This is a genomic window from Nocardia paucivorans NBRC 100373 (assembly GCF_000308675.1).
Taxonomy (GTDB): Bacteria; Actinomycetota; Actinomycetes; order Mycobacteriales; family Mycobacteriaceae; genus Nocardia; species Nocardia paucivorans.
Map to the genome: position 1 here is coordinate 90287 of NZ_BAGE01000040.1, position 18779 is coordinate 109065.

Here is an 18779-nt window from a genome sequence, read left to right on the forward strand (position 1 = left end):
GGTCCCACCCCTGATTCGTGGCGGCGGTCCGATGCGGATGCGGCAGATGGACGGCGATCGTCACAGCACCCCTTCCTCGACGAGATCTCGGTGGTCGGTGGTCATATCGGCGGCCCCATCGATGACCCGCGCCTCGGTTCCCGGCACGAGCCCGGACAATTCGGCCATCAGGGCCTGCGGATTCGGTATCGACCGGAGCGGGTGGACACCGGCGGGCAGGGCGGTGACCGTGCGGGCGGCCCAAGCGGTGACGGCGCCGGTGACGGCATAGCTGTCTCGGGTACGTAGCAGAAAGGTTGCCGCCCGTTCCGCCGATCGGGCGGTGGCGAGCAGGGTGAAATAGGGTTCGCGGCCGAACAGGTCCAGCTCCGCCGCCGCGAGCACGGTGTCGACGGCGGTATCGGATGGCGGTGCGGCGGATCCCGCCGACCGAAGATCCCGGATGGCTCGCACGGTGTGCTCGCCATCGGTGACATTGACCCATTCCACATCGCGGGCCCGCACGGCCTCGGAGACGATTTCGGTCTCGGTATCCAGATGAACGTGGGGTTGCGCCGTGTGCGGAAACCAGGGGGCGGGCGCGGGCGCCACCTCATGTGGCCGGACCCGGACACGCATACCGGCCCGCCGAACCGTGGACACTCCCCCGTTCCCGGCGGTGAGACCGGCGAGATATTCGTGAACCGCGGCGCGGGTGAGCGGTTGCAGTCCGCCGCACCAAGCGGTGAGGGCATCGGCCCGGCCGCCGAGACGATCGGCGGCGAGTCGCAGTGCCACCCCGGACAACCCCGGTTGGATCCCGGCCTGGACCAGCGCGACCCCGTCGGCGGGGGCGATGCGCTGTAATCGGTGCAGCTGCGACTCGTCCAGACCGGGATCCACGTAGGCGCTATGGCCACGTAATGCGATCTCGGCGACGGCGATGCCGTAGCGGTGAGAGGGGCCGGCGCAGTTGACGACCACGTCGACGGTCCGGACGAGCTCGGCCAGACGGCGATCGTGTCCGTCGGTCAGGGCCGCGAGATCGATCGGCTCGGGTGCGGGCCGTGTGGCAGGGCCGGCGCAGAGCTCGGCCACACGACCGGGAGCTCGTCCGGCCACGATGATCTCCGATCGCGGATCGGCGGAGAGCGCGCTCAGACAGGCCCGGCCGACTGCTCCGGTGGCTCCCAACAGCAGTATCCGGGTCATCGGCTCACCATCTCCCGCCAGGACCCGGCGAGCAACCGTGCCACCGCGACGGCGTTCTGGCCGGTGAGACAGTCGAAGTGGTTGCCGTCGATATCGGTGATGGTGAGTTCGCCCAGGCAGTACCCGCGCCAGAACTCGGTCATGTCCTCCTTGAGCGTGGGGAGGAAGTGGATATCACCGCGCTGCCGCAGAAAGTGCACATCGCCGAGGAACGGTTCGCGGGCACCTCGGGCCACGGCGCGAATACTGTGGGTGAAAACCGAACGTAGTTCTCGCAGCGACTCCGCCGACCAGTCACGCCCCAGGGCGCCCGATTCCGCCAGCAACCGCAGGCGCGGCTCCCCCGGTTCCGGGGCGGCGGCCAGGTCACGGGCCAGGGCCGGGCTGATCCGACGCAGTGTGCCCGCCGGGATGATCCGCGGATGTTCGGCACGGGCCCGAGCGAAGGCCTCGGCGAAATCGGTGTCGGCGGACACCAGACCGAGGTCGGCGGCTCGTACGCCCATGATCTGGGCGAAGCAGTAGTCGAGCACATCCTCGTCGTCGATTTCGACGGGAACCCGGTAGGAGCTGATGGCGGTCACCCCGGCCACCTCGATACCGGTCTCCTCGAGATATCGGGCGATCTCGGTGGCCAGCAGTGCGCCCATGCAGTAACCGACGAGATGAACCCGGGCGGGGGCGATCTCGGCGATAGCCCGCCCGTAGCCGTCCGCGAGCGTGGTGAACAGATCCTGTGGCGGTATCCGGGTGTAGTCGTCGCCGGGGATACGCCGCACACCGTACAGGTCGGGTACCGTCGGCTCCTGCGCCAATGCCTCGATCAATTCCGCATACGGCGCCAGACCGCCGCTGCCGTCGTGCACGAGGACGACGATGGGACGGTTCGCGCCGTCACCCATCGACTCGCCACCGATACGGACCAGCGGTGATATCGAGGCCGCGGCCGTATCGGTTTCGGCGCTCGTCGCCGAACCGTGCGGGTCGGATACGGCACGTTCGGCCCCGGCCAAGGTCGGGTCGGTGACCATGGCCCGCAGCAGCTCGTCCCAGGTGCGTTCGGCCGCGAACTCGATCTCCTGCCGGATTCGCCCGATGCTCTGCGCGAGCAACAACGAATCCCCGCCGAGCTCGAAGAAATCGGAGCGAGGCGACAGACCACCGATATCGGTGAGTCCCAGTACCGAGGCCCAGATCTCGGCGATCCGGGTCTGTAGCGCGGTGAGTTCACCACCCCCGGCCGATACCGCGGCATCGGCACGGACGGCGGTGACGAAACGTTCCAGATCCTCGCGGACGCGAGCTCGGTCGACCTTGCCATTGCCGGTCAGCGGAAGCGTGGGAACGACGCGCAGATACTGCGGCACCATATAGGACGGCAGCAGCTGTCGAACACCCGTGAGCAGTTCGTCCGAGCGCAGGGCCCGCACCGGTGATCGTTTCGCGCACCAGAACACGTGCTGGCCGAGTGGTTCCAGATCGTGTCCACGCGGCGGGAAGGTGGTGACCGTATCGAACGGGGACCGCTCGAGCACCCGCTCCCACTGTCGGAAGGCAAGGAAGGGCGAGTCACTGTCGACGCGCAGGTCACGATAGCCGTCCAGCCCGTCCTTGAACTCCATGGAGATCATCAGGGGATGGTTGATGCCGGTGGAGTCGATGAAGGCCAGTGCCCCGCCGGGCAGCAGCAGCCGGTCGAGCCGGGCCAGACATTCCTCGATGTGTTCGGCATTGTGCAGCACGTTCGCGCAGACGATAAGGTCGAACGAGGCATCCGGCAGACCTTGGTCGGCGGGATCGGAGTTCAGGTCGAACAGTCGATAGTCGACGAAATCGTATTCATCGAGCAGGTCGCGGGCGGAGTTCAGGAAGAACTGCGAGATATCGGTGAAGGTGTAGCGCACCGGGAATTCCCGCAGCGCGGGCACCAGTTCCGCACTGGTTCCGCCCACGCCGGCACCCACTTCCAGAATGCGCAGCGGCCGATCGGCGACATGGTGTCGGGCGTATTCGACGACCTGTGCCACCAGCATGCCGTTGACGTAGCGACCGAGCAGGTTGTCGCGATAGGCGGCGGTGGCGATGTCGGTGCTGCCCTCGGGGAACAGCAGGGCCAGCGGGTCGACGGCGCCGGTGAGCAGGTCGGGCAGTTCCGCGATACACCGGCCGACATAGGCGATGAGTTCGTCGCCGTAGTCGACGGCGGCCGCCAGTTCGCGCACTCGTGCCCACTCGTCGACACATCGGTCCAGGTCGTGGTGTTCGAGCAGTTCGATCCCGTCGTCGACGCGGCGGGCCATCCCTTCGTCGACGAGGACGGCGATCCACCGGCGCAGCAACCGTCGCGTATCGTCCGCGAGTTTCAGGTCGCGGATCAGTTCGTCGATACTCGACCGCTGCCCCGGTGGGAGGGCCGGTGCCAGAGCAGCCGCCATACTGTGCAACGCGGCCGTTTTGGCGGCGGCGGCGAACGCGGCGAGTTCATCGGCAGGCAGGTCGGCGGTGAGCGAGCGATGGGTGGCCGCGGCGGTATCGGTCACCGCGGCCGTGACCGTCCGCCGCCGCGCGAGTTCGGCGGTATCGGCCGGTGCGGGGGTCACGGCCGCGGTGAGAGTGGGATGATGCCGGTCACCCACCACACAGGCCACCGCCGCCGCTACACCGTCGAGTCGGTCGAGGGCCGATTCGATATCGGCGAGTTCGATACGGTGACCGCGGATCTTGACCTGGTTGTCGCGGCGGCCCAGGAGTTCGACGACACCGGATTCGTCGGTGCGGCCGTAGTCGCCGGTGTGGTACAACCGCTCCCCGCTCACCGGATGGGTGACGAAGGCCCGGGCGGTGCGTTCCGGGTCACCGAGGTAGCCCGCCGCCAGACCTGCTCCCCCGATGGTGATCTCACCGATCTGCCAGGGCGCGGCGAGCTCACCGCGATGCGTCAGCACCCGGACACTCTGATTCCGCATTGCCGTGCCGTACGGCACGCTCCGCGGGTAGGTCTTCGCCTCGAGCGGGTACAGGATCGACCAGATGGCGGCCTCGGTGGCGCCTCCCAGACTGTAGGCTCGCGCGTTCGGCGCCGCCGCCGCGATCTCCACCGGTTGACCGACCGGGATCCAGTCACCGGAGAGCATGATCCGGCGCAGGCCCGACAGTCCACGCTCCCGCCCCAGATCCCGCAGGTGGTCCAGCAGCAGCTGCAACTGCGCGGGTACCGAATTCCACACGGTGACACCGTGGGTATCCATCGCACGCAGCCACGACTGCGGATCGACGCGTTCCGGTCCTTCGGGAACGACGATGCAGCCACCGGCGGCGAGCAGACCGAAGATGTTGTAGACGGACAGGTCGAAGGTGTGTTGGGAAACCGCCAACACCGAGTCGGTGGCGGTGATGTCGAACCGCTCGTTGAGGTCGTCGATCGTATTGACCGCCGCCGCATGTGATATCACCACGCCCTTGGGGACACCCGTGGTCCCCGAGGTGAAGATCACGTAAGCGGTGTCCGTCGGATCGACCTGCGCCCGACGCATGCACTCGGCGACGGTTTCCGGGGTGGGCGGGGCCCAGACGGCGGGATCGGACAGCAGAGCGGTGAGGGCGCCGTCGGGTTCGATGCACACCGTGGGACGGCACTGCCGCACGATCTGCTCGACCCGGGCGTCGGGCCAGCGCACATCCAACGGCACATAGGCCGCGCCGGCCAGCAGCACCGCCAGCAGGACGGCGATCTGTTCCGGCCCGGCTTCCAGCCGCACTCCCACCAAATCGCGCGGCTGGACACCGCTCGCGGTCAGTTCCGCGGCGACGGCCGTGGCCGCCCCCAGCAGCTCCGCGTAGGTGAGCGCGCGCTCGCCGCGCCGGATCGCGACCGCCTCCGGCCGTTCGGCGGCCCGCCGGAGAAAACCACTGTGCAACAGATCGATCGAGAGCGGCCCCATCGGAGTCGGCGGGGGCGGGACCGGTGGCAACAGGGGTCGTTCCCAGGCGGTGGTATCGGTGGACAGGGTGCGCACAGCGGTGTCGAAATCGACGAAGGCACGCTCGAGCACCACATCCGGGATGGTCCCCACTCGGGTGTCCCAGTTCACGTCCACACCGGCGACGGTTTCGGTGACCTGACAGTCGAGCAACACCTGCGGGGTCTGGCTGAGCCCCCGTCCGGGGATCGGCGCCAGCAGTGCTTCGCCGTGGTTTCGGGAGACGGCGCCGAGGGTGGAGGTGAAGACCACCGGCGACTGTTGGCCCCGGTTGTCATCGCGGCGGGCCAGCTCGCGCAGTATCTCCACCCCGCTCACCCGGGCGTGGTCCATGTCCTCGAACAACCGCTCGCCCACCCGAGCGGCCATGGCGGCAAACGGTATCTCGCCCCGGACATCGAGCTCGAGCAAACCGGTACCGGTGAAATCACCGACGAGTTCGTCGACGGACTCGGTGATCCGGCGCCGGTTCATCGTGGTCAGGGTCAACAGGAAATGATCGCGATCACCGTAGCGGCCGAGGACGCGGCCGAACACCGTCAGCAGGGCCGCGGTGGGAGTGACACCGTGTTCGCCGGCTGTGCGGGTGAACACCGACCATTCGTCGGCCGACAGTCGCAGGGACCGCCGGGTGAACCGGGCGGGCGCCGAATCCGCGTTGGGCAGCAATGGCATAGCGATGGCGGGCGGCAGGGTGTCCAAGCGGGAGAACCAGTACTGCCGATCCCGCTCGTGGCGGGCGCGTTCGGCCGGACCGTGGGCGGTGCGGGTGATGTTGAGTACGTAGTCGCGGAAACCGAATTCGACCGCGGGCAACTCGATATCGGGGTCGAGCAGACAGCGTTCCAGATCGCGCACGATCACCGCGATACCGACGAAATCGGCGATGAGCAGGTCGATGGAGAAGTGCACCACGGTGTCCTCGGGTCCGATGGTCACCACCAGGTCGAACATCGGGCCGATACCGGGCTCGTACACCCGGTGCGCCAGGGTCCGGCCGATATCGGCCCGCAGTTCGGCCACCTCGGCGGTGGTGTCGCGGGTGTGGACCGTCAGCCCCGGGGGTGTGAGATCGTCACCGAGGGGTTCGATGCGTTGGTACCCCTCGGGATATACGACACAGCGCAGCATTTCGTGTCGGGCGACCACCTTCCACCACGCGTCCCGGAACCGCTGCGCGTCCGGGATCGGTGTTCCCGGTGGGGGGCATACCGCGAATTCGGCGTAACCGTGGCAGCCCACCCCGCCCCACCGGAACGCCCGGGTCCGCCCCACCAGGTACGACGCCTGCACCTCGGTGAGTGGGAACGGCTCGTATCGGTTCTCCGGTTCCCGGATGAGCGTGTCCTCGGCAGCGAGCAAGGCCATGATTTCGGGCTTGGCCGCGGCCAGAGCGGTTTTCAGATCCGGGGTCAAAGCGCCGCGCGGGGCGCGAAACCGCAGTCCGGGGCCGTCGATCCAGAGCTCGACGCCCGCGGCGCGCAGCCGAGCGAGTAGTTCTTCGGGACTCACAGTATGCCTTCCTCGACATCGTCTTCGGTGGTGGAGGCGGCGGCCGTCGCACGGGCGATCTCCGTGGCGAAATCGGCGAGCACCGGATGGGCGAGCAGCATCCGCAGCGTCGCCGTGGGCGTGACCTCGCGTTGGATCCGCTCGACCACGGCGGTTGCGGTCACCGAATCGCCGCCCATTCGGAAGAAGTTCGCGCCGGCGTCCAGGTCCGGGCGACCCAGCGCGGAGGCGCAGATCTCGATGATGCGGGTGCGCAGCTGCTGCTCCGGCTCCGCGAGCCGCGATGACGGCGCGCCGGTGGTGTTCTCTTCCGAGACCGCGAGCGGCCCGGGTACCGCCCCGGTGTTCGCGACCTCGGCCGTGGAATACGACGCTCGTGCGGCGGTGTGATCCGCCCCTGTCGGGTCCGCGGACGCGACGATATCGACGACCAGGCCCGCCAGCTGTTTCTCGGCGAGTTCCGGTGCGATCGCCTGGGTCACGAAATCCCACGACAGGTTCAGCCCGCCGCCGTCCTCCCATACCTGGAAGTCGAGCAGGGTCTGCGGGGTCTGCGAGGCGGCGTGGACCTGTTCGCCGAAGGCGAGTCCGCCGCCGGTGTCGATCTCGCGCAGTCCGAGTCCACTGGTGAAGACCACCGGGAACATGGCCGCCCCCGGGGTGCCGTGATAGGCGAGCAGTTCCCGCTGCAACCACACCGCGTCGGCGGCGCGATGCGTCAGGTCCGTCATCAGCCGGTCCTGGACGGCGCGTGCCTGACCGTGGATGCCGACTCCCGGTTCGACCCGACATTCGAGTAGGACGAGCGAGGTGAAATCGCCGATCACGTGTTCCACTCCGGGGATCGCCGGGTCGCGGTCGAACATGGTCACGTTCACACAGAAATGCGTGGTGCCCGACCAGCGGGCCAGGGTGCGGGCGTAGGCGGCCAACAGCAGTGCGGCCACCGTCACCCCTTCGGCCCGACAACGCGTGGTGATCCGCTGCCACATGGCGGGTTCGATGGCGGCGCCGGCGCGGGCGAACGTGGGGCGTTCGATCTCGGCCAGGACGGTCGGCGCGACCAGCCGCGGTGCGGGGGGCAGGGTCGCCAGCCGGGCCCGCCAGTAGTCGCGGGCCGTGGCGAGCTCCGGCAGCGCCGTTTCGTCGGCATCACCGTCCAGGACGGGGTGGGTGCGCACATAGTGGGCGAATGTCACCGGGATCGGCGGAAGCTCGGTGACGGGCCCGCCGCGGTAGAGGTGGTCGAGCTCGGCGAGCGCGGTCATCATACTGGCGCCGTCCAGCAGCAGGTTGTCCATGCCTATGCCGATCAGCGTGGGATCACCCGGAGTCGTGGGCAGTTGAACACCGATATCGATGCCGGGGCGGGTGGACAGGTCGATCACCTGATCGCGCATCTCGGCACGTACATCGTCGAGGACACGAACCATCGGTTCGAGCGGTTCGGGATGTACGGTCGCCGAGGTACCGTCCACGGTGGTGCGCAGTCCCGGATGGCGGCGCGCCAGTTCGGTTACCGCAGTGCGGAACCGTGGGAGATCGAGCTCGGTGGCGGCGAATTCGAAATAGCAGTGCGCGGCGACCCCACCGAGCAGGTATCCGGGGCGGCGGCCCGCGGCATAGGCACGCTGAACCGGGGTGAGGGCGTAGTGCGTCGGCTCCTCGCCGTCCGGCGGCCCGCCGTGTCGCGACACTCTGTTCGGCGGCGGCGTGGTATTCGGTGTTCCCAGCCGATGCGCCAGATCACCCAACACCGGATGGTTGAACAGGTCGACCATGGCGAGGTGTTCGTATCCGGCTTCCCGCAGATGCGTGTAGATCCGGGTGGCGGCGAGGCTGTCCCCGCCGAGCAGGAAGAAATCGTCCTCGATTCCGGGCCGCACCCCGAGGTATCGCTGCCAGAGTTCGGTCAGCAAGGCGATGGCGGTGTCGTCCTCCTGCTCGTCGGAAAGCCCTCGTGATTCTTCTCCGGGAACCCGCTCTCCGAGATGCCCCGAGTCGTCGAACCGCTCGTTCCGGGCCCGCCGCACCGTCCCCACGGTGTCCTGTTGCGCGAACGAGCTCGTATCGGTACCGGTCGCGAGGTCGGTGGCGACCGCCGCATTCTCCGGTCGGGCGAGGATCGTGACACCGGGACCGGCGGCGGTCATCCGTATCGGTGCCCAGCCGTGGTCGACGAGGAAACGCCACCACCGATCGGCCGGGAGCGGCTCGTCGGTCACCGACCCGGGATCGATGACGGCCGCGCTGATCAATGATTCGGTGGTGAGTTGCCGATGTTCGGCCAGCCAGAGCCACCCGTGCGGATGTGTCGGAATACGCCGGACCAGTCCGCCCGCCTGGGGTGTCCGATGCAGGGAACCGAAACACAGCACGATATCGAACGGTTCCCCCGCCCATGCCTCGGTGGGAGTGCGATGGTCGATGGGAGTCGAGGCGGTATGTTCGACGGCCATGGCCCGCAGAACCGGGTTCGGTTCCACCGCCGTATAGGAGTCGAGCACGGGGGCCAGCTCGGCGAACATCCGTGCGGCGACGACCCCGGTGCGCGAGCCCAGTTCCACCACCCGTACCCGCCGTCCCAGGGCCCGTGCGTGGGTGTAGACCCGGTCCGTCAGTTCGGCGATCCCGGCCGATACCTCCGGTCGCCGCAGCAGCAGTTCTTCGGGTGAGAGCTCCGGATCGCCGAGTACAGCGTGCGCGGACAGCTTTCCGGTGACGATGGCGGCCAGGCGATGCCCCGACCGCAGCGCCGACACATCGGATTCCCCCACCCCCGCCACGGTCCGCCAACGGTCGACCAGCGGCCGGTACTCCTCCAGGACATCCGAGTGCTTTTCCTCCCGCAGGTACCGGAGCGCCGCGGTGATCACGGCCGACGGCCAGTGATCGTCGGTCTGTCCGAACTCCGCGTCCCCGATGATCGCCGGGCTATCGGCGAAGGCTTCGACCGAGGGGAGAGCGGCATCGCGCACCAGGTCTCCCCGAGAACCGTCGGGCTCGGTAAGGGAGGCACCGGTACGACGGGGCACCGCGTGCACGGGCCGTTCGACGCCGGTGGTGGACATGATGTCCGAGACGGCGGCCCGCCGGGCGGAGGTCGGGATCGGCGCTGCGGGCGCCGGCTCCAGGAAGGCGCGCACATACCGTTCGAATGCGGCGAACGCCACGGCCATCGGTGTCGGTGCCAGGGTGTCGTCGGGAATGTCCCAGCCGATGCGGGCCCCGCCTTCGTGATCTTCGACCTGGCAGTCCAGCAGTACCCCCGGCGTTCTGGTCAGACTCGCCACTCCGCGCAGCGAATACCGCTGTCGAGCACCGAGCCCCAGTGTGCTGGTGAACACCACCGGGTACCCGTCCCGATGCCGTGCTCGCGCGGCCGCGATACTTCCGGTGCCGTCCCCCTCGGCGCTCACGATGACGCGCAATCGATCCTGGACGTGTCCCACCGCGGCGGCGGAACCGGGTCGGTGCGTCGCATAATCGACATCGCACAGGAACAGTCGGGTGAAATTGCCCAGAACTTCACGGTCCCTCGGCGCATAGGGGGGGCGATGGGTACGGGGAATCGATACGGCGAACCGTTCCCCCGCGCCGATCGAGTGCAGAGCATGGGTGAACGCCTCGAGGATCAGGGCGTTCGGGGTCACCCCGTCATCGGCGGCCCGCTGCCGCAGCCGTCGATATTCCTCGGGTTCCAGGACGAAGGCGCGACGTCCGAAGCGAACGGGAGCGGCCTCGACCGATCCGTCGGCGCGGTTACGAGCGAGCGGAAGCTCCGGTGGGGGCATCGGGGTCGAGGCCGTGATCTCGACTCCGGCTCCGGTCTCCGCGTAGGCGCGGAACACCTCGGCACCGCCGTCGACCGTGAGCGGTCGCGCCGTACCGTCATAGTCGGCGAGGACGGTCTGCACCACCGTGGCAATGCTGCGCGCGTCCAAGGCGAGATAGTTGACGAGCAACCCGATGTGCTTCGGCGCCGCGGAGGGTGCGAAGCACTGCACCACGGGGTCGGTGCGCAAGTCGAGATCGATCCCCCCGAGGTGGTGCATCAATCGATCCGGGTCGTCGTCGAGCTCGTCGACGATACATACCGGCGTGGGTTCGTTCTCCTCCCACACGCGCTGGCCGACATCCGAGTCGAGACGGCACCGCAGCACCGCGAATTCGGCCGTGCAGTCGCCGATCACCCGGGCCAGCCGAGCGGTATCTATCGGGGTGGAACCGGCGAGCACGATCGCATACGCCGTCGGCGCACGCACCACTCCGGTCAGCCCGGCGGAACCGAGGACATAGCCCTGTTGTAGACGGGTGAGCGGAAACGGTGTCGCCGGTGCCGGATGGGGCAGCACGGTCGGTTCGACGCTCGGGCCCGGGACACACGTGGCAGCGAAATCACGCAATGTCCGTCGTCCCAACAGTGTTTCCACCCGCGCACCGACCACGCCACGCTCCTCCAACCGGCGACACACCTCGGTGGCACGCAGGCTGTCACCGCCGAAGGCGAAGAAGTCGGTGCTCGGTGTCATCGCCCGAACTTCGACACCCAGTACCTCGGACCACACCGTAGCGACCACTTCTTCGACGGACGAGAGTTCTCGCGTCGGCACCGCATCGGACGCCGACCGCTCCTGTTCGATCATCCGGGCAGCGGTGCGGCGATCCACTTTGCCGTTCGCGCTGCGCGGAACGGCCTCGGCCCGAACGAATGTGCGCGGCACCATATAGCCGGGCAACCGTTGGGCCAGATGAGCCCGCAGCTCGTCGTCACCCGGGTCGGTGGCATCGGAGAGCACGACGACCCCACCCAGGGCGGTATTGCCGCCGATGGGCACCACCACCGCGTCCGCCACCGCCGGGTGGGAGCGCAGCGTGTGCTCCACCTCCCCGCATTCCACCCGGTGGCCACGGATCTTGACCTGGGCGTCGATTCGGCCGAGGAATTGCAGGGTGCCGTCGGGTCGGTAGCAACCCAGATCGCCGGTCCGGTACCAGCGGGTGCCGGTATCGTCGACGAGGAATCGTTCGGCGCTGAGTTCGGGGGCATTGTGATAGCCCAATGCGACCCCCGCCCCACCGATCCACAGTTCGCCCGGCACATGGTCGGGCTGATCACGCCCGTCCGCACCGACCACCCGGTACTTCTGATTGGTCAGCGGGAACCCGTAGGGGATCGACGGCCAGTCGGGGTCGACCGAGTCCACCACGTACTCGTTGGACCAGATCGCCGCCTCGGTGGCACCGCCCATGGCCACCAGTCGCGCCCCCGGCACGAGTTCGGCCAGCCGACCCGGCAGGTCCAGTGGAATCCAGTCACCGGACAGCAGCACCCGTCGCAGGCTCGCCAAGGCCGTGCCGTCCGACCGGGCGGCGATGAGCAGCATCTCCATCAGTCCCGGGACCGAGTTCCATACCGTGACCCCGAAGGAGCGCACCAGGTCACGCCAGCGGAAGGCATCGCGACGGGAACCCTCGGAGATGGTGACGATCGTCGCGCCACATTCGAGCAGGCCGAAGATGTCGTAGACGCTGAGATCGAAGTCGAGTGCGGATACCGCGAGCACCGTATCGGTGTGGTCGATACCGTTGCGGCGGTTGACGTCCACCACGGTGTTCAATGCGGCGGTGTGCGAGACCACCACACCCTTCGGTTCACCGGTGGAGCCGGAGGTGTAGACGATATAGGCCGGTTGCGCCGGATCCACGGGAATCGGTTCACCCGGCTCCCGGGCGAGCATATCGACGAGCGCGTATCGGGTCACGCCGTCGATACCGCCGCTCGTATCGACGTTTTCGGCCTCGGCCCGAATCAGCGCGCGCATTCCGGACCGTTGCCGGATGCGTGCCGATCTCTCGGCCGGTTGATCCACCGAAATCGGCAGATAGGTGCAGCCGGCCATGAGAACGCCCAGTACCGCCACGATCTGAGCGGGCCCCTTCGGTAGCTGAACGGCCACCACCGTCCCTGGTTCGTGGTCGGCGCTCACCGTCGCGGCGACAGCGCGGGCATAACGGTCCAGCGTGCCGTAATCGAGCGCGGCGCGCGGCCCGACCAGTGCCGCCACCACCTCGTCACCGTCGTACTCGTCCGGTTGCCAGCGCACCGCGATCCGATCGGGGTCGGCGAGGGCCCGGCGGCGGAACCCGTCGTAGAGCAGGCCCGTCGGAAGCGGGGCGTCGGTGGCATTGCGTCGGGCACGGACGCGGCGTGAGCGGTCGGGCAGGTCGACCACCGCCGGTTCGTCCCAGGCACCGCCGGCCAGCTGCTCCAGTACGGCGATATAGGAGTCGAACATATCGTCGACCACGCCGGATGGGAAACAACCGGACCGGTGGTCCCAGGAAACCATCAGTTCCGACCCCACGGTGCAGATCTGGTTGTCGATCAGCACCTGCGGCGTCATCGATGTCACTTCCCGTAACGTGCCGAAAGTCGCGGTGGTCGACTCGTCGAGTAGCGGAATATCCGCGGCATAGGTGAAAACGATCGGTGACAGTCCCGAATGCCCTCTGTCGCGTGCATTTTCCGCGCGCAGGACGGTGCCCGCATCGGGGGCGGCCAGCTCCGTTCGCAGTACCCGCTGGGTATTACGGATCACATCGGCCCACGATTTACCGGGATCGACGGTGCAGCAGTGCAGTCGCGCCTCGGTGAAATCGCCGACGGTCCGGGCGGTTTCCGGGTCGCGGCCGAATGTGGTCACCGTGACGAGGAAAGTGGAGCGGGTGGACCACCGCTGCAGAACCAGGTCGTAGCAGGCCAACAGCAGCGCGGCCCGGGTGACCCCGGCGGCTCGACAGGCCCGGTCCAGTTCCGCGACCAAGGTGGGCGGCAGGGTGTGGTGACGGCGACGGAATTCGATCGTCCGCTCGGTGACCTGCGGCAGTTGCGGCGGTTCCGGGAGGGAGATGTTCGCCGGGGTCGTGGCATCGACCACCGGCACCGCGGAAAAGGTCGGGGCGAGCCGGAACTCTGCCTCGGGCAACTCCGCGCCCCGGTAGAGGGCGGCAAGGTCGCGCACCAGGATGCCCAGACCGGTGATGTCGGCAATGATCAGATCGACGGCCATGTGCAGTACCGAGGTCTGCGGAGTGATCGTCAACTCCACCGCCCAGACATCTCCCGCGACAGGGTCGAAGCGGCGGTTGCGTAACCGGGTACGCACCTGCTCTAGGTGTCGGTCCGTATCGGCGGTGGTGACGATGTGGACAGGCAGCGATACCCGGGCCGGCGCGGGATCGATCACATAGTGCTCGGCATCGGGGAATCTGCTGCGCAACATGGCGTGTCGGTGCGTCAGCGCCGTCAGCGCCTCGCGTAGCCTATCGGGTTCCAGGTGCGTGTCGGCGAATTCGAGATAGGTCTGGCACCCCACGCCGCCGAGGGGCTGATGCGGATCCCGACCGATCCAGTACGCCCGCTGCAAAGGGGTGGTGGGTAGCGAACGATCCGGCCTCGAGGGCTCTGCCATCACCTCCGGTTCGGTTGTACGTTCGAGCAGTCGTCGCCAGGCGGTCAGGGTCGGCGTCCGGTAGAGATCGGCAAAGGTCGGTCTGCTTCCTCTGGCCGCGGCCCAGGTCATGATGTCGGCGGTCATCATCGAGGTCAAACCGCATTCCATGAGATCGGCATCGGCGTCCAGTCGGTCCGGATGCACACCGAGCAGCCCGGCCACGTATTCGGCCAGATCGTCGTGTGGCGACTCGGTATCGGTCGCCGGGCGGGACTCGTGCACGAGGGGCAGGGTTCCCGCCACCAACCGCTCGCCCACCTCGCGACGGCGGATCTTGCCCGAGGTGGTCAACGGTAGCGACCGTGACGGCACCCATACGATGCGATCGGGTGCGGTTTCGTGCTCGGCGAGCATTCGGCGGTGAAGAATTCGCGCCACATCGTCCAGCTCGTCCGTATCGCGTTCCGTTTCGACGACGAGTGTCCACGACGGTTCGCCGAAGACCGGCTGCACCGCGCACGCACCACCGCGGGCGATACCGCATTCGGCATTCTCGGCGGTGGCCTCGAGGTCGTTCGGGAAATGGTTTCTGCCACCGATCACCACCAGATCCCGGTAGCGGCCGCAGATATACAGTTCCCCGGACCAGCGCACCCCCGCATCACCGGTGCGCAGGAACGGCCCCTCGCCATCGGCGGTCGTCGCGTGGAATATCGCCTCGGTGTCCTCCGGCCGCCGCCAATACCCCTGCGGCAGACCGAAGCCGCCAACCCAGATTTCCCCGACCCACCCGTCCGGCAGAACCGATCCGGTATCGGGATCGACAATGCGCAGGTCCCAGCCAAGGGTGGAATCGCCACAGCCGACCAGCGTGCGGACCCGGGCGGCGGTCTTACCGGTGGCCATCACTGCCCGGCCCCGTTCCAACTCGGCGGCATCGAAATCCGTCTGCCGCGGGCAGCGTGGCCCGATAGCACCGCTGACCCCCAGGCCCGCCTCGGCGAGACCGTATTGCGGTGCCATGACCTGCTCATCGAGTCCGGCCGAGGCGAAGTGCTCGGTGAACTCGCGCACGGTATCGGGACGGATGGGTTCGGCGCCATTGGTCGCAAGCCGCAGACAACTCAAGTCGAGTGCGGCGACGGATTCGGTGTCGAATGCCCGAATACAACGGCGGTAACCGAAATCCGGTCCGGCGATCCAGTTTCCGCGGACGGCGGAGACGGTCTCCAACCAGATCCGCGGATTACGCACGAAATCGTGTGGGGCGATGAGGGTTGCGCATCCGCCGGTGAGCAGCGGTCCGAAGACCCCCCAGAACATGCCCATATCGTGGTAGAGCGGCAGCCAACTCACCGTGTGCACGGGGTCGGGATAGTTCCACACCATGCGAACTATCTCCACCTGTCGCAGGATGGAGGCGTGGGTGTTGACCACACCTTTCGGGTGACCGGTCGACCCGGACGAGTACTGGAGAAATGCCGGGTCCTCCGGCCGGCGCGAGACCGGCGCCACCGCCGTGCCCCCATCCAGGGGAGTTCGTACCGAGATATCGGCGATACCGGGTTCTCGCGCCACCTCATCGGCCAGTTCCGGGAGGGTGTACACCGCACTCGGGTCACAGTCACGCAGGATGTGACGGGCGCGGGCGAGATAGCGCTGCGGGGATTTCGATGACGGCAGATAGATCGGCACGGGCAGCCCGCCGGACCGGAGTACGGCCAGGAAACCGGCCACGAATTCGACCCCGCTCGGTAGCGCCAGCACCACGCGTTGTCCGACCGTCAGATCCTCGAACGCACCGCTGATCGTCGCGACCCGATCGGCCAGTTCCGCATAGGTCCACTCCGTTGTCTTGTCGGGAGCGACGGTGCGTAGCGCGATTCGGTTCGGGTACCGATGCACGCAATCGTCGAAGACCTGAGTGACGGACCGTTGAACAGCGGCGGATTCGGCGAACCGTGGACGGGGGATGGTACTCAAATCTCTTGTCTCCATGCTCGGCCGCACCGCGTATACAGGCGGTACCTCACGGCGGATTTCGCCGCGCTACACGACAACCGACGCCGGCGGCGGTTGAACCACTCGCGCAAGTGGACGCTATATGAGATATTAAAGCAAACGATTTTCATTATATAAATGATCGTGAAACATCACACTTCGCACTGCGGTCGGTTATGAAGGAGGAGACGACATCGACACCACAGCAACGGCATCGGCGCCATCCGCGGACGGTCTTCACCGTCGCTGGACCACGGCCGTCGCCGCGCTCTCCTGCTTCCTGATGACCCTCGACGTGACCGTCGTCAATGTCGCGCTCCCGGAGATCCAATCCGATCTCGATGCCTCGCTCGACAGCCTCCAGTGGACGGTCAACGCCTACGTCCTGGCCTTCGCCGCCCTGCTGCTGACCGTCGGCAGCCTGTCCGACCGCTACAGCCGCCGAACCCTGTTCCTGGCCGGACTGACGGTCTTCACCGTGGCCTCGGCACTGTGCATAACGGCGCGCTCCGAAACCACACTGATCGCGTCCCGCGCCATCCAGGGCGTCGGGGGCGCACTGGTGTTCGGAACCTGCCTGGCACTGGTCGCCGACGCCCATACCGGTGTGGCCGAGGAGATACGCCGCAAAGCGGTGGGCACCGCCATGGCCGCGGGCGCCGCTGCTGCGGCACTGGGCCCGCTCATCGGCGGCGGACTGGTGCAGATCGGCGCCTGGCAGTGGATCTTCGCAGTGAACGTTCCCATCGGAATCGCTCTGATCGTCGCCACACTGTTGCGCGTCCCGACCGTTGACCGGACCGGGGAGGTCCGCGGCGCCGTGGACCGCATGGGCGCCGCCCTGGTGGTGGTTCCCTTGTTCACCGCCAACTACGGACTGCTGACCGGGGCGGACAGTGGATGGGCGCAACCGAAGGTCGTCGCCGCCCTCACCATCGCCGCGATCACCGGACTGGGTTTCGTATGGCTCGAACTACGACGCGGCGATACCGCCCTGCTCGACCTCGGACTGTTCCGCATCCCCACGTTCACCGCGGCCATCGTGCTCGGATTCGTGGTGCGGCTGTTGACATTCGGGATCTTCCCGTTCCTCATCCTGTGGTTGGCCGGCGCCCACGATATGTCCGCGTTCCGAACCGGACTGGTGCTCACCGCACTCGCCGTACCGCTGATGATCGCCGCCGGAGTGGGAACCCCACTGGCCAGGGCCATCGGGGTCGCGCGCACCATGACCATCGCCATGGTCGTCACAGCCGTGGGCCTGTTCCTGGGCACCCTGGTCCACGGCACCGGCCCCTGGCAGACGATTCTGGCCTGTCTCGTGGTAACAGGCATCGGTTGCGGACTCGCCATGCCTCACCTGATGAATCTGGCGGTCGATGTCGCGCCGCCCCACAAGGCCGGCATGGCCACCGGTGCGGCGAACACCGCCATGCCGCTGGGTACCGCCGCCGGTGTCGCGTTGTTCGGCGTGGTGCTGTCGAGTCGGGTTCGCGCCGAAATCGACCCGACGACGGCCGGAGCGGGTGCGGATCGTTTCGCCGACGCGGTGATCGCGGGTATCCTGCGCTACCCCACCGCCGCACAGACCGAACTGGCCACCACCGCGTTCACCGACTCGCTGCGCCTCATCTTCGTCCTCGCCGGCTGCGGCGCCCTGGTGGCCGCGATCGTCGCGGCAGTGCTCATTCGCGAGACCGACCGGCGCGGCGGTGCCCCCACCGAACAATCGACCCCGACCCCACAGAAATCATGACCACCACGGAAACGCTCGACCCGTACGCCCTGTCCGCGGAGTTCTACGATGTGATGGCCTCTCCCCACTGGGACACCAAACGCGATGTCCTCGTCACCACACTTCGGAATGCGGCTCCGATCACCGACCCCGTCCTCGATATCGGCGCGGGCAGCGGCCTGTCCACCGTCACCATCGCCGACACCGTCCCCGAGGTCGACATCCACGCCGTGGAGCCCTCCCCCGCGATGCGGGCGGCACTCGTCTCCCGACTCCTGACCCACCCGGAGGCCACGGATCGGGTCACCGTCCACGCCGATCGGGTGGAGAACATCCCGCTTCCCGACCGGATCGGCGCCGCGGTCCTGATGGGTGTTCTCGGCTATCTGGCCCCTGAGACCCGCCGAGCGTTCTGGACCGAGCTACGTCCCCGACTCACTCCCACCGCCCCGGTCGTCGTCGAGTACATGGCCCTGACCACCCCTGCGTCCGTGCCCGAGATGGTCATCGCCCGACGACGAATCGGGACGCGGCAAACCGAGGTCCGCATCGGCGGCGAGCCGGAAGGCAGCGATTCCCAACACTGGACCATGCGTTATGTGGTGCGCGAGGGCGATCGGGTGGTCCGCGATTTCACCGCCGAACACATCTGGCACACGATCGGACACGACGATCTGGTCCGAGATGCCGAGCTGCACGCCATGACCTGCGAGCAGATCACCCCCACGATCAGCGTTCTCCGCCCCACCGAAATACCTGTTCGCCGCGATCGACCGTGATGCGATCGCGGTTTCCCACCTCGATGGACCACAGTCCATATCGCAATGGGGCCGATGAGCACCGGAGACTGCGCGACCGTGTCCGGCCATCCCCCTCACTGCGCCACGACCCGAATCGCTCGGG

At 67.6% G+C, this 18779-nt stretch carries 5 protein-coding genes; 2 read left to right on the forward strand and 3 right to left on the reverse strand.

The features are described from left to right. Nucleotides 1-60: 60 nt before the first annotated feature. Genes ON32_RS11510 through ON32_RS11520 form a run of 3 tightly spaced genes read right to left on the reverse strand, consistent with a single transcriptional unit; the run spans nt 61 to nt 16123 of the window. On the reverse strand, nt 61-1191 hold the full coding sequence (locus ON32_RS11510; protein ID WP_051133135.1) for a saccharopine dehydrogenase NADP-binding domain-containing protein: 1131 nt from the start codon (nt 1189-1191) through the stop codon (nt 61-63). Continuing rightward, nucleotides 1188-6683: a non-ribosomal peptide synthetase gene (locus ON32_RS11515; protein ID WP_169331613.1), complete on the reverse strand. Its 5496-nt coding sequence runs from the start codon at nt 6681-6683 to the stop codon at nt 1188-1190. Before ON32_RS11515 ends, ON32_RS11510 begins: the two co-directional genes overlap by 4 nt. After that, a complete protein-coding gene (locus ON32_RS11520; RefSeq protein ID WP_169331614.1) occupies nt 6680-16123 on the reverse strand; it encodes a non-ribosomal peptide synthetase in 9444 nt (3147 codons plus the stop codon). Before ON32_RS11520 ends, ON32_RS11515 begins: the two co-directional genes overlap by 4 nt. A gap of 211 nt (nt 16124-16334) precedes the next feature. On the opposite strand from ON32_RS11520, the gene ON32_RS11525 reads away from it, so the two are divergent. Both ON32_RS11525 and ON32_RS11530 read left to right on the forward strand, forming a co-directional pair. Then, complete coding sequence (locus tag ON32_RS11525; protein WP_281032227.1) at nt 16335-17897, forward strand: MFS transporter; 1563 nt, start codon at nt 16335-16337, stop codon at nt 17895-17897. Continuing rightward, complete coding sequence (locus ON32_RS11530) at nt 17894-18655, forward strand: class I SAM-dependent methyltransferase (RefSeq protein WP_040790846.1); 762 nt, start codon at nt 17894-17896, stop codon at nt 18653-18655. The genes ON32_RS11525 and ON32_RS11530 overlap by 4 nt, the downstream gene beginning before the upstream one ends. The last annotated feature ends 124 nt before the right edge of the window (nt 18656-18779 follow it).